At 58.3% G+C, this 25,686-nt stretch carries 21 protein-coding genes; 16 read left to right on the top strand and 5 right to left on the bottom strand.

Annotated features, from left to right (window positions below; genetic code table 11):
- Positions 1–255: 255 nt before the first annotated feature.
- From AAFX91_RS01395 to AAFX91_RS01340, 12 genes are all read left to right on the top strand, one after another.
- Entirely contained in the window at positions 256–582 is a 327-nt protein-coding gene (locus AAFX91_RS01395; RefSeq protein WP_130576743.1) for a hypothetical protein, read from the top strand.
- Positions 560–2,782 (top strand): peptidase domain-containing ABC transporter, encoded by a 2,223-nt coding sequence (locus AAFX91_RS01390; protein WP_394565338.1) that lies wholly within the window; start codon positions 560–562, stop codon positions 2,780–2,782. Before AAFX91_RS01395 ends, AAFX91_RS01390 begins: the two co-directional genes overlap by 23 nt.
- Entirely contained in the window at positions 2,779–4,197 is a 1,419-nt protein-coding gene (locus AAFX91_RS01385; protein ID WP_394565337.1) for an HlyD family type I secretion periplasmic adaptor subunit, read from the top strand. Before AAFX91_RS01390 ends, AAFX91_RS01385 begins: the two co-directional genes overlap by 4 nt.
- Positions 4,198–4,393: 196 nt before the next feature.
- A complete protein-coding gene (locus AAFX91_RS01380; protein ID WP_394565336.1) occupies positions 4,394–5,455 on the top strand; it encodes a Gfo/Idh/MocA family protein in 1,062 nt (353 codons plus the stop codon).
- A gap of 3 nt (positions 5,456–5,458) precedes the next feature.
- The gene (locus AAFX91_RS01375; protein ID WP_282526384.1) at positions 5,459–6,976 is read left to right on the top strand and encodes an oligosaccharide flippase family protein; all 1,518 of its coding nucleotides are present in this window, start codon (positions 5,459–5,461) and stop codon (positions 6,974–6,976) included.
- A gap of 37 nt (positions 6,977–7,013) precedes the next feature.
- Positions 7,014–7,508, top strand: coding sequence for an acyltransferase (locus AAFX91_RS01370; protein WP_394565335.1), 495 nt, complete (start codon positions 7,014–7,016; stop codon positions 7,506–7,508).
- A gap of 130 nt (positions 7,509–7,638) precedes the next feature.
- Entirely contained in the window at positions 7,639–8,748 is a 1,110-nt protein-coding gene (locus AAFX91_RS01365; protein ID WP_394565334.1) for a DegT/DnrJ/EryC1/StrS family aminotransferase, read from the top strand.
- Positions 8,749–8,823: 75 nt separating this feature from the next.
- Positions 8,824–9,819 carry an NAD-dependent epimerase/dehydratase family protein gene (locus AAFX91_RS01360; protein ID WP_282526422.1) on the top strand — a complete coding sequence of 332 codons (996 nt, stop codon included), beginning with the start codon at positions 8,824–8,826 and terminating at the stop codon, positions 9,817–9,819.
- A gap of 58 nt (positions 9,820–9,877) precedes the next feature.
- On the top strand, positions 9,878–10,738 hold the full coding sequence (locus tag AAFX91_RS01355; RefSeq protein ID WP_394565333.1) for a glycosyltransferase: 861 nt from the start codon (positions 9,878–9,880) through the stop codon (positions 10,736–10,738).
- A 225-nt stretch (positions 10,739–10,963) separates the two neighbouring features.
- Entirely contained in the window at positions 10,964–12,103 is a 1,140-nt protein-coding gene (locus AAFX91_RS01350; RefSeq protein ID WP_394565332.1) for a DegT/DnrJ/EryC1/StrS family aminotransferase, read from the top strand.
- 79 nt (positions 12,104–12,182) lie between these two features.
- Entirely contained in the window at positions 12,183–13,244 is a 1,062-nt protein-coding gene (locus AAFX91_RS01345) for a glycosyltransferase (RefSeq protein WP_282526389.1), read from the top strand.
- Positions 13,245–14,189: a glycosyltransferase family 8 protein gene (locus AAFX91_RS01340; protein ID WP_394565331.1), complete on the top strand. Its 945-nt coding sequence runs from the start codon at positions 13,245–13,247 to the stop codon at positions 14,187–14,189.
- Positions 14,190–14,319: 130 nt separating this feature from the next.
- Here AAFX91_RS01340 and AAFX91_RS01335 read toward each other — a convergent pair whose 3' ends face one another.
- Positions 14,320–15,216 (bottom strand): class I SAM-dependent methyltransferase, encoded by an 897-nt coding sequence (locus AAFX91_RS01335; protein ID WP_394565330.1) that lies wholly within the window; start codon positions 15,214–15,216, stop codon positions 14,320–14,322.
- Positions 15,217–15,632: 416 nt separating this feature from the next.
- On the opposite strand from AAFX91_RS01335, the gene AAFX91_RS01330 reads away from it, so the two are divergent.
- The 4 genes from AAFX91_RS01330 (at position 15,633) to AAFX91_RS01315 (ending at position 20,262) form a co-directional block, all read left to right on the top strand.
- Positions 15,633–16,640 (top strand): glycosyltransferase family A protein, encoded by a 1,008-nt coding sequence (locus tag AAFX91_RS01330; RefSeq protein WP_130576725.1) that lies wholly within the window; start codon positions 15,633–15,635, stop codon positions 16,638–16,640.
- A 118-nt stretch (positions 16,641–16,758) separates the two neighbouring features.
- Positions 16,759–18,108 (top strand): O-antigen ligase, encoded by a 1,350-nt coding sequence (locus AAFX91_RS01325; protein WP_130576724.1) that lies wholly within the window; start codon positions 16,759–16,761, stop codon positions 18,106–18,108.
- Between the two features lie 370 nt (positions 18,109–18,478).
- Positions 18,479–19,540 (top strand): glycosyltransferase family 4 protein, encoded by a 1,062-nt coding sequence (locus tag AAFX91_RS01320; protein ID WP_245475613.1) that lies wholly within the window; start codon positions 18,479–18,481, stop codon positions 19,538–19,540.
- Positions 19,537–20,262: a polysaccharide deacetylase family protein gene (locus AAFX91_RS01315; protein WP_130576722.1), complete on the top strand. Its 726-nt coding sequence runs from the start codon at positions 19,537–19,539 to the stop codon at positions 20,260–20,262. The genes AAFX91_RS01320 and AAFX91_RS01315 overlap by 4 nt, the downstream gene beginning before the upstream one ends.
- 132 nt (positions 20,263–20,394) lie before the next feature.
- Here the strand turns inward: AAFX91_RS01315 and AAFX91_RS01310 are convergent, their stop codons facing one another.
- The 4 genes from AAFX91_RS01310 to AAFX91_RS01295 form a co-directional block, all read right to left on the bottom strand.
- Entirely contained in the window at positions 20,395–21,618 is a 1,224-nt protein-coding gene (locus tag AAFX91_RS01310; protein WP_245475611.1) for a glycosyltransferase family 4 protein, read from the bottom strand.
- An 18-nt stretch (positions 21,619–21,636) separates the two neighbouring features.
- Complete coding sequence (locus tag AAFX91_RS01305; RefSeq protein WP_130576721.1) at positions 21,637–23,046, bottom strand: nucleotide sugar dehydrogenase; 1,410 nt, start codon at positions 23,044–23,046, stop codon at positions 21,637–21,639.
- 589 nt (positions 23,047–23,635) lie between these two features.
- A complete protein-coding gene (locus tag AAFX91_RS01300) occupies positions 23,636–24,583 on the bottom strand; it encodes a hypothetical protein (RefSeq protein WP_130576720.1) in 948 nt (315 codons plus the stop codon).
- A 288-nt stretch (positions 24,584–24,871) separates the two neighbouring features.
- Positions 24,872–25,492 carry a 2OG-Fe(II) oxygenase gene (locus tag AAFX91_RS01295; protein WP_130576718.1) on the bottom strand — a complete coding sequence of 207 codons (621 nt, stop codon included), beginning with the start codon at positions 25,490–25,492 and terminating at the stop codon, positions 24,872–24,874.
- Between the last annotated feature and the right edge of the window lie 194 nt (positions 25,493–25,686).

The following is a 25,686-nucleotide window of genomic DNA, read 5'->3' as shown; positions in this document are numbered from 1 at the left end:
TCTTTATTTATTGCCGGAGTATCCGGTTGGTCATTTCGGGTGTTGGAGATGCTGAGACGGGGAACCATGCGGCTTGTTTGAGGACTCCGATGCCCAGCTTTTCGGCTTCCCGCCATTTCCGCGGATGCCGGACGGATATCGAAGCAACAACAGCCCGGTTCTCGCTCGGCCGCTCCAGGTCCGTGACTACCGTCAGCGTCGATCCCCTGGCTGCAGGTCGACGCGGGGCTGAAGTTGGCAGCATTGGAGGCTTTGATGCACGACGAGCTCTATACTGACGGGGTGGAAGAGATCACCATTGGCGGATCGATCGTCCGTGTCGATCTGGTCAGCCTTTCGCCGACCGAACGCGACGCCAACAATGCGCCGAAGAAGGTGTTCCGGCAAAGGCTGATCTTTTCCGTGGAGTCCTTCGCGAACTCAGTCGAGGTGATGCAGAACGCGCTGCAGGGGTTGGTCGACGCCGGCGCGGTGCGGCGCAATCCGCCGAAAGGACAGGCCGGCCAGGCCCCGACCACTTCGACGGATCGCGAACCGCCCAACAGCCCACGGTCCCCCAATGTCTCAAGCAATTTCCGTTGAAGCCGACCTCACGGGCGCGGAAGCGTCGCCTGTGAGCGCCGACGAGACCTTGCGTCCGGCCTTGCGGACAGAACTTGAATGTCTCGCAAAGGTCGCCGCCTATCACGGCGTCGATCTGCCGGTTGAGCGGCTCAAGCACAGCTACGCCATCGACGGGGTTCCCGTCTCGGCAACTCGACTGCTGCGCATGGCGAAGGAAGCGGGCATGCGCGCAACGCGCACGCAGCTTGACTGGGGGGCGCTGTTTCGGTTGGGAGAGGCTTATCCGGCTCTGCTCCGACTTTCGAACGGCAACTGGATCGTCGTTCTCGGGGCAGGGCAGGGAGCCGATGGTGCGGAAGCGGTTAGCGTGTTCGATCCGCTCGCCGAGCGCCGGGACGAGCCTCTGATCGTCGACAGGGATACGTTCTGCACCCGATGGGGTGGCGAGGCCATCCTGATCAAGCGCGAGCGGCTTGCTTCGGACCATCGGCCGGCGTTTGGGCTGCGCTGGTTCATCCCCGAACTGGCCCGTCAGTGGCGCCTGTTTGTCGACGTCGCGATCGCCGCCATCATGCTCTATGCGCTGGGGCTCGCGACACCGATCTTCTTCCAGCTCGTCATCGACAAGGTCCTTGTGCACGAGAGCTTCACTACGCTCTATGTGCTGGCAGCCGGTGCGACTGCCGCGCTGGCGTTCGACGCGATATTCGGCTTTCTGCGACGCTATCTTTTGCTCTATGCGACGAACAAGGTCGATATCCGGGTGGCGACCAAGACGTTCGGTCACCTCCTTGGCCTGCCCGTGACGTTCTTTGAGCACATTTCGGCCGGCGTCCTGGTGAAGCACATGCAGCAGGCGGCGCGAATTCGCGAGTTCCTGACCGGCCGTCTGTTCCTGACCACGCTCGACGCGCTGTCGCTGTTCGTCTTCCTCCCGGTGCTGGCGTTCTACAGCGTCAAACTGACATGCATGGTGCTGGCCTTCACTGCCGCGAGCGGCATGGTCGTTGCGCTGCTGATGGGACCGTTCCGGCGCCGTCTCTATAATCTCTACCAGGCGGAAGGTGCACGTCAGGCTCTGCTGGTCGAGACCGTGCACGGCATGCGCACGGTGAAGTCGCTGGCGATGGAGCCGCTGCAGGGCAGGGTCTGGGACGATCGCTGCGCACAGTCGGTGACGATGCGATTCGGCGTCGAGAAGATTTCTGCCGCCGCCCAGTCGACCACCGGATTTCTTGAGAAGATGATGACGCTCGGAATCATCTCCTTTGGAGCGCTCGACGTCTTCAGCGGCGAGATGACCATCGGCGCGCTGGTCGCCTTCAATATGCTGGCGGGGCGCGTGTCGGGACCGCTGGTCCAGTTGGTGACCATGGTTCATGAATATCAGGAAGTCGCGCTGGCGGTGAAGATGCTGGGCGAGGTGATGAACCAGAAGCCCGAACGCGATGGTAATCGCGAGGGGCTGCGGCCCGACTTCGCCGGCAAGATCGAGTTCGAGAATGTCTCGTTCCGCTACGGCTCGGAAGGCGCGCCGGCGCTGGATGATGTCTCGTTCTCCATCGCCCCGGGATCGATATTCGGGATCGTCGGCCGAAGCGGCTCCGGCAAGACCACGCTAACGCGGCTCATTTCCGGGATGTATCCGGTGCAGCAGGGCCTGCTGCGCGTCGACGGATACGATTCGAGGGAGCTCGATCTCGCCCATCTGCGCCAAAATCTCGGATTGGTCTTGCAGGATAATTTCCTGTTTCGCGGCACGGTTCGCGACAATATCGCCTGCGTGAAGCGCGACGCGACCTTTGCAGAGGTCGTCCGCGCGGCCCAGCTCGCAGGAGCCGATGAATTCATCGAACGGCTCCCGCGAGGCTTCGACACCATGCTGGAGGAGGATGCCTCGAACCTGTCGGGCGGACAGAAGCAGCGTCTCGCGATCGCGAGGGCGCTGATCGTCAACCCGCGCATCCTGATTCTGGACGAGGCAACGAGCGCGCTCGATTCCGAAAGCGAGATGATCATCCGGCGCAACCTGCGCCGTATCGCTGAGGGGCGTACCGTCATCATCGTCTCGCACCGGCTGTCGATGCTCGCAGACGCGAACCAGATTCTCGTGATCGACCGCGGCCGGATCGTCGACGTCGATCATCACGACCGGTTGCTTTCGGAGTGCATGATTTACCGACATCTCTGGAACCAGCAGACGAAGCAGATCGCATGACCAAGCCTGAGAAATCCGGCAGCGATGCAAACGCTCCGGTGCGGACGACCGAACGGCGGCGGCGCGGGCTATTCCGGCCCACCAGGCGCCGGCCGCAGGTAGTGACGGAATTCCAATCCGACGCGATCGAGGTCGAGCATCGGGCGCCGCCGCGGATCGCCCGCGTGACGCTCTATTGCGTCCTGGCTCTGATACTCACCGCGATCGGCTGGGCCGCGGGGTCGCAGGTTGACATGATCGTGACGGCGCAGGGCAAGCTGGTCACCACGCGCCCCAATCTCGTCGTCCAGCCGCTCGAGACCTCTGTCATCCGCGAGATACATGTCAAGCCCGGCGACCGGGTCAATCGCGGCGACCTGCTGGCGACGCTCGATCCGACATTCTCGCAGGCGGATCTCGACCAGTTGAGCAGCAAGGTCGGTGTGTTCAATGCCGCAATTGACCGTCTCAAGGCTGAGTTGAATCGTGAGGAGTATGTGGTCGGCGAATCCGCCAACGCCGACCAGGTCCTGCAGCGCAAGATGTTTCTGCAACGCAAGGCGGCCTACGATGCGCAGGTGGAGAACTATCAAGCGCAAATCGCGTCCGCACGCGCCAATCTGAAGACTGCGGAGAACGAAGAGACAGTGCTGCTTCAGCGGCTCGAAACGATGAAATCGATCGAGGTCATGCGCGCGACGCTGATGGACAAGGAAGTCGGCTCGAAGCTGAACTTGCTGCTGTCGCGCGATGCTCGCCTCGATGTCGAAAGCAATCTGGCCCGCGTCCGCGGCAATATCGCCGATTATACGCATCGTCTCGACAAAGCCGAGGCGGACCAGAAGGTCTACGCCGAGGATTTTCGCAAGACGGCTTATCAGGACCTCGTGGAGACGCTGGCGAAGCGGGATAGCGCGGCGGAAGATCTGAAGAAGGCTGAGCTTCGCCGGCACTTGATCGTGTTGAAGGCGCCGGCCGATGCAATCGTGCTCGATATTGCCAACCGAACTGTCGGTTCGGTCGCCCGTGAGGCCGAGCCGATGTTCGTACTTGTTCCCCGCGATGTGCCGCTGCGGGCCGAGGTCAATGTCGAGGGCAAGGACGTCGGCCAGGTTTCGGTCGGCCAGCCTGTCCGGATCAAGTTTGATGCCTTTCCGTTCCAGAAATATGGGACAGCCAAAGGCGAGGTAGCCGTCATCAGCCAGGACTCGTTCCCGCCGGATCCGAAAGCCGAAGGTGCGCACCGTCCGACCGCTCCCTATTACCGCGTATTGGTCGACTTGTCCGATACGCACCTTCGGCTGCCGGCGGAGCGCGCTCAATTCATCGCCGGCATGGCGGTGACCGCCGAGATGAAAGTCGGGCGGCGCAGCGTGATGTCCTATTTCCTCTATCCATTACTTCGCGGCCTGGATGAAAGTATCCGCGAATACTAGTTGCAGACACAAATTGCATATCGGGCATTTCATGAAGTTGGAATCCAATGCCAGTCGCCTGCCGGTGGTGCCCGTGACCGCGAACGAGCGGTCATGGACGTCGAGCTTGGTGGACTACGCGCCGAGAGGTTTACAGCGGTGCTGGCTGCGGGAGCACGGTCACTGATCTCATATCCAAGAAATTGAGGACATTTTCATGCAAGATATCCGCGTTGGTATGGGCGTCGTTGGATACGGCTATTGGGGGCCGAATCTTGTACGCAACTTCGTCAACAACCCTTCCGCTCGCCTCGTTGCGATCGCCGACCTCGATCCGGGCAAGCTTGCGGCGAGCACGCGCCTCTACCCGGGCGTGGCCACCACTGACCGCTACGAGGACTTGCTCAAGGATCCGAGCATCGATGCGATCGCGATCGCCACACCGGTGCGAACGCATTACGAGTTGGCGCTTGCAGCTCTGAAGGCCGGCAAGCACGTTCTGGTGGAGAAGCCACTGGCGCCAAGCGCGGATCTTGTACGCCGACTTATCGACGAGGCCGATCGGCGAAGGCTAACGCTGATGGTCGACCACACCTTCCTCTATACGCCGGCGGTTCGGAAAATCCGCGAACTGGTGCTTAAGGAAGAGCTCGGCGAGATCTATTATTACGACAGCACGCGCTCGAGCCTTGGCCTATTCCAGAGCGATGTGAACGTCATATGGGACCTTGCGGTCCATGATGTCTCAATCATTCAGTATATCTTGAACGAGGACCCCGTGGCCGTCTCGGCGACGGGATCTTGCCATGTGGCCGGCACGCCGGAGAACATGGCGCATATCACGCTGTTCTTCGATAGCAAGTGCGTGGCTCATGTGAGCGTCAACTGGCTCTCGCCCATCAAAGTCCGTCAGACCTTCCTAGGCGGGAGCAAGAAGATGATCGTCTATGACGATCTTGAGCCGACCGAGAAGATCAAGGTCTATGACAAGGGCATCACCCTCGACGAGCCGTCCGAAGACGCCCATCAATTCCGGATTGGATATCGGGCTGGCGACATGTGGGCGCCTCACATCTCCGCGAAGGAGGCGCTGCAGACCGAGATCGAGCATTTTATCGATTGCGTGCGTACTGGATTGCCCCCGATCTCCGGCGGCATGTCGGGCCTGCGTGTGATCGAAATTCTCGAGGCAGCATCACGCTCGATTGCCGACCAGGGCCGGCCCGTTTCGCTGACCGGGAGGCGAACCTCTGTAACGCCGGTCAGAGCCACGGCCTGATACATGAAGGACCTCGATCAGCCTGGGCCGTCAGGCACCGCGCCGGGTTCGCGGCGCTCCGTAAAACGTTCGATCTTCTTTTCCGCGATCGAACGGTACGGCAATCTTGTTGTGTTCCTGGTCACGACTGCCGTGCTGGCACGTCTGCTGACGCCCGCGGAGTTCGGGATTTATGCGGTCGTCAATGCTGTGACGGCAGTCGTTGTCGCGTCCTTCCAGGAGTTCGGAGGTGCCAACTACCTGATTCAGAAGCGCGAGTTGTCGCGCGCCAGCGTGCAGACCGCTTTTACGGTCACGTTTGGAATTTCGGCATTCACCGGGCTGGCGCTGCTCGCACTTTCAGGCGTTCTGTCACAGCTATTCGAGCAGGAAAGTTTGCGGAAAGGGATCGCGGTCTCGGCGCTGAGCTTCCTGCTTGCACCATTCTCTGGAACGATTATCGGCCTGTTTCGCCGTGACATGGAGTTTGGGAAGCTCGCCATTTGCAACCTTGCATCCGCCGTCGTGGGGGCCACGGTATCCATCGCGCTTGCAATGTTGAGCTTCGGTTTTATGGCGCCGGTCTGGGGCGGCGTAGCGGGCAACGTGGTCTTGACCATCATGTTGCTGAGGCAGCATCGCGATTTCGGCGTGTTTCGGCCATCGGTTGCGGATTTTCGTGACGTCGTCGGTTTCGGCCTGTATTCGAGCGGCATAAGCATCATAAACGTGTTGTATAACCTGTCGCCTCAGCTGTTTCTGGCGAAGATTCTCGACTTTACCTCTGTCGGCTTGTACAGCCGTGCCACGGGCATAACTCAGGTTTTCGACAGGCTCGTCGTGCAGGTCTTGAACCCCATCATCATGCCCGCCCTTGTCTCGAGGAGCAGAGATGCGGCGGGTCTGAGGAGTGCCTACCTTGAGGCGATTGAGCTGCTTTCGGTTGTACAGTGGCCCTTTCTGCTCTTCATCGCGATCATGGCGCATCCGATCATTCTGATCCTGCTCGGCCAGAACTGGTTGGAAATCGTGCCTCTGGTTCGCTTTCTCTGCGTCGCGAATTTGGCGCTGTTCGCCGCCTGTTTGAGCTATCCGACATTGGTGGCTACCGGCAGCGTGCGCGACGCGCTCACGTCGTCCTTGATCTCCCTACCGCCCTCGCTTCTCGTCATTCTGTGCGCAGCTTTCTTTGGGGCCGAGGCCGTGGCAGCTTCAGCATTGTTGACCTTGCCGTTCCAGGCTGCTGTGGCTTTGTATTTCATCGGTCGACGGCTAGCCCTTGAGCCAAAACACCTTTCTCGTGCTTTGCTGAAGAGCGCCGTTGTGACGGCTATGTCCGCTTCAGGTGTGATGGTCTGCGCGGCGCTCATCGAAGCGAGGATCGTACCGTCCTTCGTTGGCCTAATCGCTGCGTGCGGTGTCGCCGCCCTCTGTTGGGGGCTCGGGCTGATGCTCACCGGACATCCGCTCCTGCATCACCTTCATCGAGCGGCAGGTGGGGTGGTTGTGATTGCGCCGTGGCTCAGGCTGCGGCGTCTATGAGACTGTTGCAAGGTTGTTGAGAGCTTGGAGATAGCAGATGCCTATCGCGAAGGATGTTCAACTCGGTCGCGACGTCCGAATATTCCATCCGGATCTCGTTAATCTCTATGGCTGCTCGGTCGGAGACGACACTAGGATAGGAACTTTCGTCGAAATCCAGATCGGCGCGAAAATCGGGGCGCGCTGCAAGATATCTTCACACAGCTTCATCTGTGAAGGCGTGACCATCGAGGACGAGGTTTTCATCGGGCATGGCGTGATGTTCACCAACGACAAATACCCGAGGGCAACCACTGCGGACGGCAAGCTGCAGGGACCTGCGGACTGGAAGGTGGAACGAACCCATATCGGCCGCGGGGTATCCATTGGATCCAACGCCACCATTCTTTGCGGTGTCACGATCGGCGCTGGGGCCATCGTGGGCGCCGGCGCGGTGGTGACAAGGGACGTTCCACCGCAGGCGATTGTTGCCGGCGTACCGGCGCAGGTTCGTGAACCGCGCCACGTCGCCGCGGAAGCCGCAGACCGTTAATCAAGGATTAGATTCAGCTCAAATTTCTTCGCGCGGCTATTTTCATTGCGCGATTTATATGATTTAATTTTATCTGGAATAATCATTTAATATATTTAATGGGTCCGGGCGACCCGGAGAGGATAGCCGCTTGATACCTTTTCTGGACCTGAAGGCTCAGTATCGCCAGATCAAGCCACAGATCGATGCCGCGGTTGCGCGGGTCATCGACAGCACTCAATTTGTTCTGGGGCCGGACGTTGCCGCCTTTGAGGATCGCTTTGCGGCTTATTGCAACGTTGATCACTGCCGCGCGGTCAATAGTGGAACCTCGGCGTTGCATCTTGCGCTGCTCGCGGCCGACATTGGGCCGGGCGATGAGGTGATCACCGTGTCGATGACGTTCGTCGCCACGACCGCAGCGATCCTGTACTGCGGCGCCAAGCCGGTGTTCGTCGACGTCGACCCGATCTCCTGGACAATGGACCCGGCCTTGATAGAAGCCGCGATCACGCCGCGAACGAAGGCGATACTGCCTGTGCACTTGCACGGACTGATGGCGGACATGGATCCGATCATGGAGATCGCTCGCCGCCACGGGCTCTTCGTCATCGAGGACGCGGCGCAGGCTCATGGTGCGGAATACAGGGGCCGGCGCGCCGGATCCATCGGCGATCTCGGCTGCTTCAGCTTCTATCCCGGTAAGAATCTCGGAGCATACGGGGAGGGCGGAGCGGTGGTTACCAACAGCCCGGACCTCGCACGACGGATTTCGCTGCTCCGTGATTGGGGCCAGGAATCCAAATACAATCACGTTGTCGCCGGCTACAATTTCCGCATGGACGGCATTCAGGGCGCCGTGCTGAACGTCAAAATGGACCACCTCGAATCCTGGACCGACAGGCGCCGGACAGTGGCTGCGCAGTATGATTCCATGCTCGAGAAGCTTCCGTTCGAACGACCGCGAGCGCCGACCCACAGCCGGCATGTCTACCACGTCTACGCGGTAAGGCTTCCCCGGCGTGACGAGGCGCTGAAGGTGCTGCAGGAAGGCGGAATTGGTGTTGGCATTCACTATCCCGTTCCGGTTCACCTGCAGAAGGCCTACGCGACTCTTGGCTGCCGCGCAGGCGATTATCCCGTCACTGAACGGCTGGCGAGCGAATTCCTCTCGTTACCGATCTATGCGGAACTGCGGCCGGACCAGGTGGCAGAAGTCGTGGCTCGGCTGCAGAAGGCGGTACTTGCCGAGGCTGCCTAAGGCATCCCGGTCAAAGCAGCATGTCATGCACATCTGCTTTCCGAGCTCCAACAACAGGAGAGCATCTTGGCTGATCTGAAGGGTAAGCGGATTCTGGTTACGGGTGGGGCCGGTTTTATCGGCTCGCACATCATTGACCTGCTGTGCGACGAAGGGTGCCTCGAAATCGTTGCGCTTGATAACATGGTGAGAGGACGGCCCGAAAATCTTCGGCACGCCGTCTCGCGCGGTCCTGTGCGACTCGTCCACGGAGACATCCGCGACGGCAAGCTCATGGCAGCGCTGGTGCAGGCGGCCGACATCGTCTTTCATCAGGCCGCACTCCGCATCACCCATTGCGCCGCCGAGCCGCGCTTGGCCATGGAAGTCATGGTCGACGCGACGTTCGATCTGCTCGAACTGTGCGTCAAGCACAATGTCCAGAAGGTTATCGCGGCGTCCTCCGCATCGGTGTACGGCATGGCGGAGGAGTTTCCCACGACGGAGCGGCAGAATCCTTACGACAACCGTACCCTTTATGGGGCGGCTAAGGCCTTCAACGAAGGCCTGCTGCGCACCTTCAACGACATGCACGGGCTCGACTATGTCGCCTTCCGCTATTTCAATGTCTATGGCGATCGCATGGACATCCATGGCCGCTATACGGAGGTGCTGATCCGCTGGATGGAGCGGCTAGAAGCGGGCCTGCCCCCGATTATCTTCGGCGATGGTCAGCAGACCATGGATTTCGTCCACGTTCGCGATGTTGCTCGCGCCAACATTATGGGGGCGAAGGCAAAGCTCACCGATCAGGTTTTCAATGTCGCGAGCGGGACCGAGACCAGCCTGTTGCAGCTTGCTACGACCCTCGCTTCGGTGATGGGCCATCGTGGCTTGTCGCCGGAATTCGCGCCGGAGCGATCGGTCAATCCGGTGCCGCGCCGCCTGGCTTCGACAGGAAAGGCGGAGCGCCTGCTCGGCTTCCGCTCGAGTGTGCCGCTCGAACAGGGACTTGCCGATCTTGTGAAATGGTGGCGAGCCGAACGCGGATCGCTCGAGCCATCCCGCCAGAAAGAAGCGGTGGCTTCGTGATACCGATCGCACTGCCGCTGCTCGCGGGTGAGTTTGATCCATTCCGATCCGGCTAGCCATGATTTCGATCGTCGTTCCGGCCCACAACGAGAGTTCCGTGATTGCGCGGACGCTGAGCCAGTGGGTCACCAACCCGGCTTCGGACGAGATCGGCGTGGTCGTCGTTTGTAACGGGTGTACTGACGACACTGCGACCGTCGCCCGGCGCTTCAGTCCGACCGTCCATGTTGTCGAGTCGGATATCGCAGGAAAAACCCACGCGCTGAATCTGGGTGATCAAATCTCAAATGGGTTTCCTCGGATTTATGCTGACGCCGATATTGTTCTGTCGCTTGACGCCGTTCGAGCTCTGGCGAAGCGCCTCGAGCAGGGCGACGTTTTGGCGGCGGCACCGACGGCAGATATCAATGTGACGGGCTGTTCCTGGCTGGTCCGCAAATACTACGGAATTCGGTCACGACTGCCATCTTCGCGCCAGGGAATTGGTGGGTCTGGCGTCTATGCCCTATCCGAGGCGGGGCGCAGGCGATTCGGTCAGTTTCCGGATGTCATTGCTGATGACACCTATGTTTGTCTTCAGTTCAGACCAGGAGAGCGGGCGACACTGCCCTGCGTCAGCTCCACGGTATTCCCCCCACGCACTGTGCTGCAACTGATCGCGGTCAGAACGCGTGCCTACAGGGGAATATTCGAGCTCGTCCAGCGCTTTCCCGAACTGCGCGTGAACAAAGGAGAAGCCAATAATCGGACGCTCATTGCACTGTTCAAAGAGCCGCGCTTGTGGCCCGGATTATTGGTCTATTGTTGTGTCAACATTGCTGCCCGGCACAGGGCGACCATAGCTTCCCGAAGTGGAGCTCATCCGTGGCAACGCGATGAGACTTCTCGTGCAGCGCTAACTGCAGATTCACTCAAATGAGGGCGTAGTTGGGTGTTCGCGGCACGGCAACTAATATCTTGATTCTAAATGGCCCGCCATTTAATTTGAATATCATATTAAATCAAAGAAGGTAAATCCAGTGATGCGAGGACATCGAGGCGCCCCAATCCGACTTGACGTGGCTGCCAGGTGGTCAACGAACTGGATCAGCTCCAGGTCTTACGAGACCGAGGGCTCAGTGCACACGCAGGAGGCGCTAGCTTCATGATCCCGATTGCCATTCCGCTTCTTGACAAGGAGGAGGCCGACGCGGCTCGCGAGGCCGTGCTATCCGGCTGGGTTTCGCAGGGGCCGCAGGTTGCTGCGTTCGAGCGGGAATTCGCTGCTCTGGTTGGTGCGCCTCATGCGTGCGCGGTCTCGAATTGCACGACGGCATTGCACGTCGCCTTGACTGCGGCAAACATCGGGCCTGGCGACGAGGTGATCACCGCAAGTCATTCCTTCATCGCAACAGCCAACTGCATCAAATATTGTGGCGCGACTCCGGTGTTCGTGGATATCGACCCGGACAGTTACAACATAGATCCGGATCGGGTAGCCGAAGCGATCACGTCGCGCACGCGTGCGATCATCGCCGTTCATCAGATGGGCATGCCCTGTGATCTCGCGGCGCTCGCTGCGTTCGCCGATCGTCATGGCCTCATCCTGATCGAAGACGCGGCCTGTGCCGCCGGCAGCGAGGTCCGGGCGAACGGCCACTGGGAGCGGATCGGCAAGCCGCACGGCCGGATCGCGTGCTTTTCGTTCCATCCTCGCAAGGTCATCACGACCGGCGAGGGTGGAATGCTCACTACCGCGGACGCGGAGCTAGATCGAAAGTTCAGACTGCTGCGCCAGCACGGCATGAGTGTGCCGGACACAGTGCGCCATGGCTCCGCGCAAGTGATTTTCGAAGACTATCTGATGGTGGGCTTCAATTACCGCATGACCGATATCCAGGCCTCGGTTGGCCGCAAGCAACTTGAGCGGCTCTCCGAGCTTGTCGCGCGCCGTCGCTCGCTTGCCTCCCGCTACACGGAACTGCTCGGTAACATCGAGGGATTGATCTTGCCTTTCGAACCGCAGTGGGCTCGTTCAAACTGGCAGAGCTACTGCGTCAGACTGCCGGATGGCGTGGATCAGAAGGTGCTGATGCAGCGATTCCTCGATCAGGGAATTGCAACTCGACGCGGCATCATGTGTGCGCATCGCGAGCGACCCTACTCGAATGACAAGCGGCCTCACGACCTTCGGCAATCGGAGCTTGCGCAGGATCACTCGATCCTGCTGCCGCTCTACGCCCAGATGACTGAGGAGAATCAGGTGCTGATTGCGGAGACGTTGAAGAAAGAACTTCAAGTCTAAACAGATCGTGTCGATGTCGCGAGCCGGCAGTTGCGCTGGTGACGCCGATCATTTCGGTTGGGCTCAGGGAATCAGGCGCATGGCCAAAGTCGATATCGTTGTACCCTGTTACAATTATGGGCGGTTCCTTGAAGCCTGCGTGGGGAGCGTTCTCAGGCAGTCCGTCGCAGATCTTCGCGTGCTGATCATCGATGACGCTTCGTCCGATAATTCGCTCTCGGTGGCGAGAAAGTTGGCGCGAGACGACCCTCGAGTGACCGTGGTCGCGCACGAGCGGAACAAGGGGCATATCGGCACATACAATGAGGGAATTGCCTGGGCCTCCGCCGATTACTTCCTTCTGTTGTCTGCGGATGATCTGTTGGTCGCCGGCGCACTCGAACGCGCCGTCGAAATCATGGACAAAAATCCGGACGTTGTTCTCACGCATGGCGAATGCGTCAGTTGGAACGATGATTCGCCGATCCCGAACATCGAACCGACGCAAGACTACACGTGGGCTCGCCAGGATCTCCTGGAAGAGATGTGTGCGATTGCGACGAACTTTGTTTGGACGCCGACCGCTATTGCGCGAACGAGTACGCAAAAAGCAATCGGCGGCTATCGAGCATCGTTGCCGCACAGCGGCGATATGGAGATGTGGCTTCGTTTCGCGGCGAGCGGTTCGGTGGCGCGCATCGACGCGGTGCAGGCAATCTATCGAAGGCACTCAACTGCAATGTCCAACGCGTACTTTGCCGAGATAATATCCGACTATCGACAGTGTCAACTTGCGTTTGAGAGCTTCTTCGATGAATACGGGGATCGTCTCGGCACCTCGCGTGACTTGAAAGGCTTAGCTCGTCATGCATTGGCCGAGCGAATATTCCAGCGCGGGATCGCGTTGCTGCGACGGGGCCGCCTTAATGACGGCCTCCGCCTCATGCGCGAGGCGATGGCTATGGATCGCCGGCTGCGTTACTTGCCTCCGCTCTGGCGGTTGCTGAAGATTCCGGGCGAGGGCGGCCGTCAATGGGCTTTGTCAGTTATCAGAAGGACGCCGGGCAAGCTCTTGGGGTGGGCATCGCAATCGCCGAAGAGTCAGCATCAACCCGAGGTCGATAGCAGTCATTTCTCCTCCGGGAACCATGTAGGTCATTAGATGGACTCAAAACGGATACGAGGTCCAATCGTCCTCGCTTGTGACAGGCGTTACGCCATGCCACTCGCGACGACCCTGCGGTCGATTGTGGAAACGGATAGAAGCGGCGAACCGCTCGAGTTTCATGTGCTTGCCGACGGGCTTTCCGAGCGTGTTCGAAGGAGGATATTGGACTCCCTTCCGCATGGTTCTGCGTCGATCCGATGGATCGAGGTGGACTTGGGAATGTTCCAGGAGTTCTCGACGATTAGTTACATTTCAAAAATCACCTACGCCCGATTCCTCATCCCGCGTATTTTCCCGGATACGGTCTCCAAGGTATTGTATCTGGACTGCGATCTTCTCGCTCTTGGTGATCTGCAGGCGCTCTGGGCAACGGATCTGGAGGGAAATGTTCTTGGCGCGGTTCTGGACGGTCTCGATTCTCAGATGAAAAATCAAACCGTTCGCCTACCGGTACCTCGCGTGCGAGATTACTTTAACGCTGGTGTACTTCTGATAGACCTGCACCAATGGCGAAAGGCGCAAATCGTCGAAACAGCGTTAGAATATCTCAAGCGCTGTCCTGGATCGCCCTACTCGGATCAAGACGCATTGAATGTTGCGTGCGATGGCCTTTGGAAAAAGCTCGATTCCCGATGGAACTATCTAGCTTACAACGAGAAGCTCGACGTCTCTGAATTAGCAGGCGAGTACAAGCCCAATATAGTTCATTTCACGACCTGGAACAAACCTTGGAGAGCTGGCGTTCCAAACGCGAATGCCGCGTTGTACGACTCGTTTCGAAGCCGCACGCGGTTCCCGCGCAACTCCATGGACAGAATGGAAGCTACGCTGCGTATCGGTTGGTCCCACATAAAGGGCTTCCAGAAGGCGAGACAAGGCAAATCAACTCGCTCGGACGCTATGGTCGATCGTCAGGCCGATCAGAGTAGCTTCAAATAATCGAACAGTTTCTTCCTTTAATCATTCGGCCGCGAGGTTGGCTGGTGGCAGTCACCCCCAAAGATCCGCCTCTGATCTGGGTGACATTTGAGGCCGGAGGGGCAGGGGTTTGCGATTCGGGCCATCCAGCCTAAGCAGCGGTCAACAGGAAAGCTGCCTGATCTCCCTGTTGTTCGATATTCAGCTTTGCCGCTCGCTTGGCAAACCCTCTCAACTCATGACGGCTAAACACATCGCTTGGCCCGGATGATGTGAGCGGCTTAGACTTCCGGTACATTTCGCTTCCCCAGAACTGAAACGCAGTGGAATCATCAATCGATTGTCTGACAGACAGGCCGCAGCGCTCCGCCAACGCGCTCATTCCCTTGCGAGAGGGAATCACAATGTGGCGTGGCGCATCCAGTTGCACCCAATTCGGGCCGTACTCCGTCCATGCTTGCGAGGACGAAGTTGGGATGCGAACCAGAATGCGGCCCCCGGGCGCAAGCAGCTTTCTTGCATCGCCAAGACTTTGGCCCGGATCAGGGACGTGCTCTAACGAGTGATTGAACATGATGAAATCAAACTCGCCCGACATGCTTTGAAGATCCGATTTGTGAATCGTCACGGCTCCTGATGTCGGCTTGGAAATGTAGGGGTCTACTCCAGTAAGGTTCTTGAACCCTGCGGCAGACATTCTATGAAGAAGTTTCCCGGACCCGCAGCCGACGTCCAGCACCCGAGAGCTAGGATCAATCTTAAAATCTCCGATGACCCCCACGATGGGATCGTACCTCACAAAGGACGCTACGGCCCCCAATATGCTTTTGATGCCGAGTGCATGCGCATCCCTGATTGCGATGACCCGCGAATTTCGCGAAGGCTTGGCGAATGAATAATACCCGTCAGGGTAAAAGCGACCCTCATCTGCGGCATCCGCCAGGCGCTGGATCGTCCCACAATCAATACATTCCTGGTATTCAAACCGCTCTCCTGTACCAAACATCATCTCGGTAAATACGTGGCGGCGATGTTCGCGGTCTGACAAGCAAGCTTTACAAATCATCTCAAGTACCTAGCCACTCCAGGGGTTCGAATCCGGCTCAGCCAGCATCGGAGAAGCCGTAACGGGTGTAGTGGTCGTCGCAATAATGGTCGCGGTGAAATTGACGAGTTCTCCAATGCCGCAGCCTTCGGCCTGGTCGCTCTGCCCAGCCCCGTTGATCGGAGCACGGGTCCTGTCACTTTGCAGCCTATTCATCTGAAGGTGCTCGCTCGCTCCACCTGTCGATCTCCCCGGGGCGTGGCCCGTCACCGGGGTGCCGATTAACGCTCCGGCTGAGGTTTGTTGCATTATAATAATATATTGGATAAAATCGGCGTTGTCCAAATTAAATAGTAGCTGGTTAATTTGGCTAATGTATTGAAGACAAAATACTGGACTTGACTGACCGGGAGCTTTTCATGACGTCCCAAGCACATCCGTCCAAAGTCGAAGGGGTGCCTGAAGGTCCCCTCGTCACGGTCGTGATGTCCGTTTACAACGCAGGGGAATATCTACGGCCGTCGCTGCTGAGCATAATCGATCAGACGTATAAAAATCTGGAGATCCTCGTTATCAACGATGGCAGCACGGACGGCTGCTTCGACTCAGTTCAAGACTTGCTAGTGGACGAGCGTGTCCGTGTGATCCACCAGGCAAATTCGACCAAGCCTGTGGCTGTCAATCGGGCGCTCGATCAGATCCGCGGCGAGTTTTACGCAATTCAAGACGCGGATGACATCAGTCATCCAGCGCGAATTGAAAGACAGGTTCGTGCGCTGCTCAACAAGCCGCATTTGGCTGCCGTATTCTGCGGTAACGAACTTATCATTAACGGGAAATTCATGGCGCCCGTGTTTGCGCCGCAAAGCGAGGACGACTGCCAGTCTGAGATTCGAGCCTTTCGAATGCCTGCCCTTGATCCGACAGGAATGTTTCGAATGTCATTGGTCGGGGACATGCGGTTCGAGCCCTCGTTGAAGGTTGCTGAGACCTACGACTATATATTGAGAATTGGGGAAATATATCCGATGACCGTGTTGGGCGAGTGCCTTTACGCGTATCGCATCCTTCCCAATTCACTCACCCGGCGTGCGCCAACGTGGCGCAGGCAGTTCGAGGCTGCGGCATTCAAGCGAGCTTGCGAGCGGCGAGGTGTACGGTTCGAGCCAGAATGCGAGGATAGCAGCCACAGCTCTCGTAACAGTTTGCTGGACAACAACATCGCCGCCCATTTTATGAGAAGCGTGTTGGATTTTCGTCGGTCAAACCGTCGCCTTTCGGCGTTGAGGACGGGTTGGCAATGTGCTTGTTTGCATCCCGCGGATCCGCACTACTACAAGGCGCTTGTTTACGCGCTGATTTCACCCACCGTAGCGAGGCGCCTGCGTCGTAACTTCCAGGCTATTCCTTTGGAGACGACGAAATGATGCGCGTCTTCGGACGGAACGGTCGCTTTACGCGGCGCCTCAATTTTGAGCGCTGCTTCTTTTTTGCGGAACGTCTTCGGCATTGGGGGTATTCACGTTGAACCGCAGAAGCTTAGAATTGGATTCGGGTTTTCAACTTGCCTATCTGCGGGATCGGCAGCTGAGTTCAGTCAGGCGTGCGGCAAGCGGCTCGCACTCGCGTACCGAGCTATATCTCAAAGTATTACTGGTCGCGATTTTTCTGCCCGAGGGCCTGTCTTTCTTCGTCGGTGATTTTCGCCTCTCGGTCGCTCGAGTTCTGATTTTTGTTTCCTCCATCGCGGCGATATCGCGACTCTCAAGCGCGCGAGCTGTAGTCTGCGTGCCATCAGATATTTTGGCCCCGGTTGCGGGCGTTTGGATGATGTTTGCCGCCACCATCACAGGTGGTCTTACGGGCCTTAAAGGGGCGGGAATAGACGCAATTGTATTCACTGGCGGATATCTGACGTTCCGGTATCTCACTCCTGGCGATAGTTCCGTGCGACTCGCACGCTTCTCCTGCATGCTGGCAGTTCTGATTGTCTGTATCGCGCTTCTCGACCCTTGGAATGATAAACTGTTCACCTATGAATTCATCAAAGGCATTACTGGTTATGTGAAATTCAGCTATGAAGGCGCATTAGCGACGAAGGCCGAGACCTTGTATAGGGAAGGGGTCATTCGCGCCATGGGGCCGCTGGAGCATTCGATATTATTCGGCGCTGTTTGCGCCTGGTTTGGGACCGTGGCCTTGATTACGTTTAGGTCCCAGGTATTTGGCTGGGCTGTTGCAGGTATTGCGCTCATCGGTGTGTTGTTTTCGCAGGCGCGGAGTCCGTTGCTGGCTTATCTGATCGGATTTGCGCTCGCGATGTTCTATGTTGCAACCCCTCGCTTCACGGCTCGATGGAAGTTGGTCGGACTGTGTGTGACTGCCATAGTCGTTACTGTTTTCACTTTCTCTGGCAACCCTGTCGTAACGCTTGTACGCCTTTGCGGAGTAAGCCCGGAGGCGGCCTGGTACCGTCAAGCGATCTGGCAGGTTGGGGGGCGTGTCGTACTCGGTTCGCCGATCTTCGGAATTGGTGCGAACGGCGACTGGGATTGGCAATCCAACGGCGCGCTTTTGAGTGAGAGTGTGGATGCCTTTTGGCTTGCTAATGCAATGGCGTATGGAATTCCCGGAAGCATATTAGTTCTTTTGACGATTGTGGGCGCATGCTGGCTTGGTTCGATCGATAAATCGCGTCACCTTACTCCGGAAGAAGGACGGCTGTCGGTCGCGCTCGGAGTTGTCATAACAACCATCGTTTTTCTGGGGTTCATGGTGCACTTTTGGGGCATCTGTTTGATCCTTATCGCTGTCTTTGCTGGGATGCGAGCGAACCTCGCGGAAACCGCCGTACTGCGTGATAGAGCCGCACGAGCGGCGGAAACATGGGTGTGATCGATGACCGGAGGTGTTTCACCGCGAGGTCATGGCGCCGTGCCAAGCGGAGGAGCCCGCGGAGCGGATCGCTATGTCGGTGGCAATCAAATTAAATAAATCGGATGGTTATTGAAATGTCTGATATTTAATATAGTTAATGCTCCGGAGATTCTAGTCATTGAATCAGCGCGGAAGACGCGGAAGAGTGGAGCGCACCTTTTCGAAAAGTGCCGTGATCGCTTTTGGCACGATCTGCCGGTTGCGCCGTGTGTAAGGGAATAAAATGAATCAGTACCACCTCTCCGGCAGCCAGGCAGCGCGGCGGATCGCCTTCGCCACGATCGGCGACGCAAGCGAGGTCAGGTTCTGGTCCGGCACTCCATTTCACATGTCGAAATCGCTCGCAAACGAAGGTCATGAGGTGGTCCATATCGGTCCCCTGAACGCACCGATCCTGCCTCTTTACAAGACGTATTCCAGACTTTGCCGCGCCTTTCATAGGCCGGGCCTCTCCCCATTCCATGCGGGGCCTGTTGTTGCGCAGTATGCAGCGGACGCAGCACGCAAGATCCGCGCCGTCTCGCCCGATATCGTCTTCGCACCCGCCGGGTCCAACTTCGCCTGGAATGTACCTAAAGGCGTTCCCCTCGTCTATGCGTCCGACGCGACCTTTCGGCTTGTCGAGAATTACCATCCCAACTATCGGAACTTGTCACGCAACGCTCGGGAGATTGCGGAACGCCTGGAACGCAACACAATTGCCCGCGCGGATCTGGTCCTCTACCCCTCGAAATGGGCCGCCGAATCTGCGGTTAGGGACTATGGCGTCGACCGTGCGCGCGTGCATGTCATTCCTTGGGGCGCCAACCTCGAAGAAGCGCCGGATCGTGCCTCGGTGCTTGGCTGCCGCAAGCCGGGTCCGTGCCGGCTCCTGTTCATCGGGGCCAACTGGAAAGAGAAGGGCGCGGACATCGCGGTCGGAACTCTCGCTGAGCTAAGGGGCAGGGGCGTAGAGGCGGAGCTCGTGATCTGCGGATGCACTCCGCCCAAGCCTGTCACCCAGGATGGCCTGACGATCATTCCTTTCCTCAATAAGAACGATCGTGAACAGCGCAATCGACTGGATCAACTCTATCGTGACGCGGATTTCTTTCTCTTGCCGACCCGGGCAGATTGCTACGGCATCGTGTTTTGCGAAGCGGCGGCCCATGGCGTACCGAGCATTGCGCCGGCCACAGGTGGCGTGCCCGGTGCTATCCGCGATGGGGAGACAGGCATCTTGTTGCCGCCGGATGCGACGAAGGAGGACTATGCGACGGTCATCTCCGAGACCTTTGCGTGCCCGGAACGGCTGGCACGCCTGAGACAATCGAGCCGCGACGCTTTCGAAGTCCGGCTGAACTGGCAGGCCTGGAGCCGGCGTGTCTCAGATCTGATACAAACTCTATGATTGTCCTGAACTATCACGAGCTGGTGGAAGCGTCGCCTTCGAACGCGTGGTGCCTGACGCATGAAACATTCGATGCACATCTCGCGCTTTGCGGGGACAGGCTGGTCTCGCCTCAGTATTTTCTGGAGCATTGCCCCAATCCGAAAGCCAGGCACACCGGTTCGGTCCTGCTAACCTTCGACGATGGATGTCTTTCGGACTACACGCATGTCTATGCGCGTTACGTGAAGACCGGTCGGATTCCGGGTTTCATGTCCTTTATCCCAGTGGATTTCGTGGGCTCGCCGGGACGTATGAGCTGGGAGATGATTGAGGAACTTGGCAGGAACGGCGTTGCGATTGGCTCACATGGCATGGCCCACGTCGATTTGACCACTGTCTCGGATGTCGAACTCGGTCGCGAGCTTATGGTGTCGAAGTCGATGCTAGAGGATCGCCTCGGGCAACAGGTTACTCTTTTCGCCTTCCCATACGGGCGCTTTTCCCGACGCGTGTGGGACGCGGCTCTGAAGGCCGGCTACACGCACCTCTTTACAATCCAGCTTGGGCATCATCGGGGGTTCGAACCTTTTCTCTACTCCCGCCTTTGTCTGACAAACAGCATGGATGCGGACTACATGCGCCAGCACTTGCGCGATCCGGATGCGATGCGTGGTGTTGCCTGGAGGGTCAGTACAAGGCTGGGCCTCTATCGCCAACTGATGCGCTGGCGGCATCGATAAACCGGTTAGTGGCTTACATTTGATCGACGAGCCTTCCCAAAGCCGGCCAATGACAAAGACAGTCAATTTGACTCGGTCAGGCTTGCCGGAAGGTGGGACGCGGAATCGTGGTTCTTTGGTGCTGGAAAGGCCTTATTTGAAAAGAGCGTCGTAAGCCGCAATCAATTTCGGCTCTTCATGCTCCCACGACAGCTCGTCGCGCACACGCTTGCGTCCGTACATGCCCATCTCGCGGCGACGATCTGGGTCGTCGATGAGTTCGAGGATCTTGTCACCAAAATCGGCCGTGTCGGGGTTGCGCGCATAGAGAGAAGCAGACTGGGCCGACACCCGCCCTTCGGCCAGATCGAACTGCACAATCGGCTTGCCGAGCGCCATATACTCCATGATCTTATTCATGGTCGACATGTCATTCATCGCGTTGGGACGATCCGGATTGACGCAGACGTCTGCGGTCGAAAGCACCTTGAACAGCGTCGTGTCGTCGACCCTGCCGGTGAAAGTGACAAATTCCGAAAGTCGCATCCGCGTACATGTCGCTTTGAGTTGCTCCAGGCTTGGCCCTGCGCCCATGATAACGAACTGGACGTCGGTACGTTGACATGTGGACGTGATGTGCCGGACCGCCTCTAGCAGAAGGTCGATGCCTTCCTGCTCCCCGATCACGCCGACATAGGCGACCAGATGCGACCGGCCGTTGCGCCATGTGTTATCGGGGGCGAGCTCACGCACGCGCGCGAGATTTGGCCCCGAGCGGACGATAAACACGCGATCGGGTTCCATCTGGCCGCGCTGGACAGCGACATTGGCGTAAGACCGGTTGGTGGCGATGGAAATGTCAGCCACGCCAAAAGTCAGACGCTCGAGAAAGACAAGCGCCTTCCACATCAGCCCGCGATGTCCAAATTTTGCTTCGAACAGCTCGGGGTTCAGGTCATGATGGTCGAATACGAACTTCTTGCCGAACAGGTACTTGTAGAAGGCCCCGACCAGGAAAATGAGATCTGGCGGATTGCAGGCGTGAATCACATCGAAACCGCGCCCCCAAAACACCTTGAGCGAATAGGCGAACTCCCACCATAGCGCGCTGCTGTATTCGGCAAGATAGCCGAGCTTGCCCTTGGCCTCGATTGGTAGCGGATGGCGGTAAACGTCGATGCCGTCGATCGATTCGAACGGGGTTTCTGCGAACGGGCCACGGGGACAGATCACCGAAACCTCGTGACCCGCCCTGTGCAATGATTGCGCCTCCGCCCAGACCCGGCGATCAAACGGAACGGGGAGATTTTCAACGATGATCAGGATTCTCCGCCGGCGTACGCTGCGCGTGGCCTCAACGACCGATGCCATTGTCATGATCGCTGTCCCAGCGACTTACCAACAAATGCCGCGATAGTCGTCTGCGGTCTGCTTTTCCGGCGAGATGCGTACAAGATCGATGATTACTTTGTCATGACCGTTCAAAACCAATGAGTTCTTCAGAAACTCCTTACGGTTCCCCACGACGAGAACGTCGGCAAAGGCCGCGACGTCGCTCATTTTCTCCCGAAGCAGACAGGCAATGTGCGGCAGGCGACTCGTCAGGTGATCCCTGTTAACCCCCGTGAGCTGAGACAGGCGAACGTTCGAGTCGTAGATCGCGAGCTCATAACCGCGACCAATCAACCGTTCCGCAATCTCGAGCATCGGACTGTAGCGCAGATCGTCCGTGTCCGGCTTGAAGCTCAGCCCGACGAGCCCGATACGCCGTTTTCCGGTCGCAGCAACGAGTCGGAAAGCGCTGCGAATTTGGTTCTCGTTCGCCTGCAGCACGGCGTCGAGCAGGGGCGTGTCAACGTCGACATTTCGTCCTGCATAGCGCAAAGCGCTCACGTCTTTCGGCAAGCAGGACCCGCCAAATGCAAACCCTGGTTTGAGGTATGCCGGCGAGATATTTAGTTTCTTGTCGGCGACCAGGACGTTCATGACTTCGTGGCTGTCGACGCCCATCGCCTTGCAAAGCAATCCCATCTCGTTCGCGAAGCTGATCTTGGTCGCGTGCCAGGCGTTGTTTGCATATTTGACCGCCTCGGCGGCACGAATTGACAGCACCAGAGGCGTTACCGCGAATCGATCGTGAATTTCCATGAGTCGCCGAAGCGTAAGCGGATCATCGTCGACACCAATTACAATCGTTCCAGGATCATCATAGTCGGATATGGCCGTCCCCTCCCGCAGAAACTCGGGCAGATAGGCGACCCCGAAATCTAGACCCGCTTTTTTGCCGGACGACCGCTCCAGAATGGGTATGACTATGTTCTCCATCGTGCCCGGCAACATCGTCGAGCGCATGACAACAGAATGGAAGTTTGTGGTCTTGCGGATGCTTTCTCCAATCTCCTGCGCCACCCGGCTCAGGAAAGATGTTTCCAGCGATCCGTTGTCCTGTGAGGGGGTTCCAACACAGACCAATGAAATGTCCGTCGACGAGACGGCGGCCGCGGAATCTGTGGTTGCCTTCAGGCGGCCGGTGCTGACCCCGGAGCCAATGCTTTCAGCGAGATTTGGCTCCACGATCGGCGACAGTCCACGGTTCAGGACGTTGACCTTGTCCTGATTGACATCGACCGCCACGACGTCATGTCCGTCGCGTGCAAGACAGGCTGCCGATACTGTGCCGACATAGCCGATTCCGAAGACGCAAATCCTGTACTTGCTCGCGCTGTCTACGCGAACCTTTTCTTTCTTGTCCAGAATTGAGCTGTCCCATGCCGGGCGGGACGGACTGTGAACGAGCGCATCCATGTCTAATCTCTTGGCTTTTAATGGGACCAATTTAAATGCCAAAAAACTATATTTAAATATAATGGGAAATCAACCCAAATTTAATGTCGTATTAAATATTAAAAAGGGGAGCTTGGGCAAGTGGTAAACCCTGACCGGGGCGGGGTTTTTCGCGGCAGCTCCAATCCGATGGTTGTGCGTCGGCTTCATAGCCAGACAACATTTGCTCTCGTCGGCAGGCGGCGTGGAGCGGGATTGTCGCTAGAAAGGCAGTAGATTTGGGTCGGGCCTCGCCCGCACCACTAGGTGGCCGCTATCGCGCCTCCGCTGTGCCGCGTCGGCGCGCGTGAACGCTTGTTTGGGCATCAGCGTCATCGAATTCGATGTCAACCGCAGCGATGCCGCTACGCGCTTGCTTCTCGGAAGCGCGGCGGCGCTCCGATGTGATAGCCTCGACCCGACCTCCTTGTCTGCGCGGTCTAGGTGTGGGGCGCTCCTTACGTCTTGCCCATCTTGCTGATTGGTAGCGGGATTGTGGATCCCGACCGTCCGCGCCAAGCATTTAGTGCGTTTCGCGCCCGCAAACCGGCGAGAGGTCGATCCGTTCCCGTCACCGCGGTGGGTACGCAGCTGGCCGCGGGATGGGGTTTCCGAGGACGAGCCGATCGCCTTCCCAACTAGCCCAGCGCACGTTCTCCCACTGCGCGATGTTGACGCGGCGACCTTTGACCACGTCGAACAGGAATGCCCTGTAACGGAACGAACCACGCACGAAGTATACGTTCTTCAGGCTCACCGAAGAGCCGCCGTCTGCCGGGATACGAAGTCCGAAAGTGCCGCCCTCGAACAATACGTTCTCGAAGACGTGTGAGCCTCGCCAATCATCGGCCGACCAGTAACCCGCGGTCGTGGCTCCGGCCATCTTGAACGTCGAGTTCTTGACCGTGACCGTGCCCGTGGAACCTGGGGCATAGCACTGCAATCCATCCGCATGGTCATTCTCGACCCCCGTAGCCTCGATATAGACCCACGTCAGATTGATATTGCCGCTCTTGCAGCGAACGCCTTCTCGCGACTGAATACGAACCCGCGTGAGGCTACAGGAGCCAAGGCACGTGATCGTCGGGTCTCCTGAGTTCTCAATGATCGACAGGTCTGTTCGGGAGGAGTCCGGCGGCAAGGCGATATTGGTCTTGCCGCTCGTGACGTTGGCATAGACGGGGTCGTTGAAGCTCAGCGGGACGTCGGCAGAGCTCGGTACCGGATCAGGCGAGGGATGAGGCGTGGGGCCGGGCGTCGGGGCAGGAGCGGCCACCCCGCGCTCCTCTGCGGTCAGACGATAGCCGTCCGCGGGCATCTCGGAGAGAGGCTCCGGAGCTCCCAAGGCGCGCTTATTGCAAGCGTCCTCCGCCTTATCAGCCAGTGTGTGGCTCGAGAGTATCGCGCTCGACGAATCTCGGCACATCGACTGTGCAGCCTCAGCCCGCGTCGATGTGACAGTCGGTTGGGCAATAACTGCCCCGGCCGGCAATAACGCCAGCGTCATCAGGTACCGCATGGGACGCTCCTAAAGCGGAATTTCCGCCGAATCTCTGCACCTCCGTCTAGCCCGGATATCTCGCAGCAGATAGGCGCATCGAAGTGCCAAGACGGCGACGCGTTATCACAAGATAGCCGATGTTCCGGCCGCTATCGAGGCCCTGTTCGTGCGGTTTTTCTGTTGCCGCCAGCAGATTTGGAGTTGCTGGCTGCACAGGTGGATCGGGAGCGAGCCGAAGGCGGCGATCCAGCCGCCCATTGCACCTGCAACCCGTTTCGCCGTTGCCAGGATGCTGGTTCTAATCGGCTAATTTATCAATGAGACTTTGAACATCAGCGTGATGCGCAACAACGGACACAGGCGCGAGATGCCGCGCGCCACATGCGGGATCCAACCGGGAAATTTCACAAGTCGGTTCGGCTTGGGGTACACTGCGCACAGCAGATCATCTCCGCCTTCGTTGAAGAACAACGTCTCGCCCGCCCAGTCCGGGTGCCAATGCAGATGTGGATAATAGAGCAGCGTATAATGCTCGGGCCCGATCGAGTCCTTGTGCACCCCGCCTTCGGCACCGGACGGATAACCGTTGGCGTAGCAGCGCAGCAGCCGCGACCGGCCGCGCACTTTCTGCCACATCGCCTCAACCAGCGGGTATTGGCTCAGCTCCTGCTCGGCCTGCGTATGTCGATCCAGCCCAGCGGTTGGCACCTCCCAGAACCCGGCGAAGTGCTTGAACCAGTAACGGCTGGCGTCGTTGCCCATATGTGAACGCGCGCCGTAGCCCCAACCGGGAGCCTGCAAGAACTCATACATCTGCTCTTGCTCGACCTTGTTCAGATAGTTGTCTATCACTTCCACATCTGCGGCGCTGTACTGGCGCTGACTCGCGGAGGGTTGGCGTTGGATTGCTGTTGGCGTCGCTGACATTGTTTCATCCGATGACATTAATCGCACCTCGCAGCCCGATGAACCTATAGGTGGGCATCTGTCTTAGGATTGGGGTTGTCCATAGGCCGAAACATGATGAATATGTGGCTGGTAGGTTAGGCCGTGTGGACAGTTACCTTATCCAGAGCAGAGTGGCGGCAATGGCGACGACGGCGAAGTAGTTTCGCGCGGTC

This window comes from Bradyrhizobium sp. 31Argb, from assembly GCF_043638955.1.
In the GTDB taxonomy this organism is placed as follows: domain Bacteria; phylum Pseudomonadota; class Alphaproteobacteria; order Rhizobiales; family Xanthobacteraceae; genus Bradyrhizobium.
Note: the sequence above shows the minus strand (reverse complement) of the source record. Positions and strands in the feature narration are given on the sequence as shown.

What these genes read in the sequence shown, in the direction of transcription:
- AAFX91_RS01395 (WP_130576743.1), top strand. Translation starts at nt 256, where the DNA reads ATGCACGACGAGCTCTATACTGACGGGGTGGAAGAGATCACCATTGGC.
- AAFX91_RS01390 (WP_394565338.1), top strand. Translation starts at nt 560, where the DNA reads ATGTCTCAAGCAATTTCCGTTGAAGCCGACCTCACGGGCGCGGAAGCG.
- AAFX91_RS01385 (WP_394565337.1), top strand. Translation starts at nt 2,779, where the DNA reads ATGACCAAGCCTGAGAAATCCGGCAGCGATGCAAACGCTCCGGTGCGG.
- AAFX91_RS01380 (WP_394565336.1), top strand. Translation starts at nt 4,394, where the DNA reads ATGCAAGATATCCGCGTTGGTATGGGCGTCGTTGGATACGGCTATTGG.
- AAFX91_RS01375 (WP_282526384.1), top strand. Translation starts at nt 5,459, where the DNA reads ATGAAGGACCTCGATCAGCCTGGGCCGTCAGGCACCGCGCCGGGTTCG.
- AAFX91_RS01370 (WP_394565335.1), top strand. Translation starts at nt 7,014, where the DNA reads ATGCCTATCGCGAAGGATGTTCAACTCGGTCGCGACGTCCGAATATTC.
- AAFX91_RS01355 (WP_394565333.1), top strand. Translation starts at nt 9,878, where the DNA reads ATGATTTCGATCGTCGTTCCGGCCCACAACGAGAGTTCCGTGATTGCG.
- AAFX91_RS01350 (WP_394565332.1), top strand. Translation starts at nt 10,964, where the DNA reads ATGATCCCGATTGCCATTCCGCTTCTTGACAAGGAGGAGGCCGACGCG.
- AAFX91_RS01345 (WP_282526389.1), top strand. Translation starts at nt 12,183, where the DNA reads ATGGCCAAAGTCGATATCGTTGTACCCTGTTACAATTATGGGCGGTTC.
- AAFX91_RS01340 (WP_394565331.1), top strand. Translation starts at nt 13,245, where the DNA reads ATGGACTCAAAACGGATACGAGGTCCAATCGTCCTCGCTTGTGACAGG.
- AAFX91_RS01330 (WP_130576725.1), top strand. Translation starts at nt 15,633, where the DNA reads ATGACGTCCCAAGCACATCCGTCCAAAGTCGAAGGGGTGCCTGAAGGT.
- AAFX91_RS01320 (WP_245475613.1), top strand. Translation starts at nt 18,479, where the DNA reads ATGTCGAAATCGCTCGCAAACGAAGGTCATGAGGTGGTCCATATCGGT.
- AAFX91_RS01315 (WP_130576722.1), top strand. Translation starts at nt 19,537, where the DNA reads ATGATTGTCCTGAACTATCACGAGCTGGTGGAAGCGTCGCCTTCGAAC.
- AAFX91_RS01310 (WP_245475611.1), bottom strand. Translation starts at nt 21,618, where the DNA reads ATGACAATGGCATCGGTCGTTGAGGCCACGCGCAGCGTACGCCGGCGG.
- AAFX91_RS01305 (WP_130576721.1), bottom strand. Translation starts at nt 23,046, where the DNA reads ATGGATGCGCTCGTTCACAGTCCGTCCCGCCCGGCATGGGACAGCTCA.
- AAFX91_RS01300 (WP_130576720.1), bottom strand. Translation starts at nt 24,583, where the DNA reads ATGCGGTACCTGATGACGCTGGCGTTATTGCCGGCCGGGGCAGTTATT.
- AAFX91_RS01295 (WP_130576718.1), bottom strand. Translation starts at nt 25,492, where the DNA reads ATGTCAGCGACGCCAACAGCAATCCAACGCCAACCCTCCGCGAGTCAG.